The organism is Rhodoblastus sp. (assembly GCF_041915505.1).
GTDB lineage: Bacteria > Pseudomonadota > Alphaproteobacteria > Rhizobiales > Beijerinckiaceae > Rhodoblastus.
This window is the reverse complement of record NZ_JAYSBG010000417.1, coordinates 1-1,117: the sequence shown is the minus strand read 5'-3', so window position 1 is coordinate 1,117 and position 1,117 is coordinate 1. Positions and strand designations below refer to the sequence as shown.

Here is a 1,117-nt window from a genome sequence, read left to right as displayed (position 1 = left end):
ATTTCGGCCTGCCCCATCTCGACACCGGCCTGCTCTACCGCGCCACCGCCCGCGTGCTGCTCGATCAGGGCTCGAAGCTCGACGATGTCGAAAAGGCTGTCGGCGCCGCGCGCGGCCTCGCCCTGCGCGATTTCGAGGAAGAGCGCCTGCGCGGCCGGGAAATGGGCGAAGCGGCCTCGGTGGTCGCTGCGATCCCGGAAGTGCGCGCGGCCTTGATCGACATGCAGCGCGCCTTCGCCTCGCGGCCGCAGGGCGCGGTGCTCGACGGCCGCGACATCGGCACGGTGATCGCGCCCGAGGCCGATGTGAAGATTTTCGTCACCGCCAGCCCCGAGGCCCGCGCCCAGCGCCGGGCGCTGGAGTTGCGCGGGCGCGGCGAAAAGGTCGATTATGCCGCGATTCTGGAAGACATTCGGAAACGCGACCAGCGCGACAGCACCCGCGCCGAGGCGCCGCTCAAGCCGGCGGAAGACGCAAGGCTGCTCGATACGACCGACCTGAACATCGAGGGCGCCTTCGCGGCCGCCTTGGCGATGGTCGATCGGGTCAAGGCCTGACGAATCCTAGGGCGCAACAACGGGGCTGGAATTGGCGGGACTGACGCGGCGTCTCGCGGGTTTCGTTCCGGGGCTCGCCGCGCTGATCGTCCTGTTTCTGCTCGGCGTGTGGGGCTCGTTTGCGCTCTGGTTTCGCGCTCCTGTCCTTGGCCGCCCTTGTCGCGCTCTGGTCGGGCCGCCGGCCACGCGTCATCGCGGCCTTCGCTGTCGCTTTCGGCGCTTTTGGTCTGGGGGAGCACGATCAACCCGCCGGCCGAGGCCGACTGGTCGCCCGATGTCGCTCGTCAGGTCACAGGCGTGGTTGACGCCGATCATCTGACGTTGACGAATGTCCGCGACTTCGACTGGAAAAGCCGGACAGAATTCACCGAGCGCTGGGTAACGAATCCCAAGACCTGTCGAAACTGCGTGAGCTGGACATCGTCCTGGCCCGTTGGGCCGGACCGGAAATACCCCATCCCATCATGAGCTTCGGCTTCGACGACGGCCGCTGGCTCGCCTGGTTGGTCGAGGTCCGCGGCCTCAGGCGCGGCGAATTCGCGCCCATCGCCGACCTGTTT

At 67.8% G+C, this 1,117-nt stretch carries 1 protein-coding gene; it reads left to right on the top strand.

Features of this window, described 5'->3' with window-relative positions; translation table 11 throughout:
• A partial coding sequence (locus tag ACE3S9_RS17905; RefSeq protein WP_374547835.1) for a d(CMP) kinase occupies positions 1 to 557 on the top strand: 557 nt, incomplete at its 5' end.
• Between the last annotated feature and the right edge of the window lie 560 nt (positions 558 to 1,117).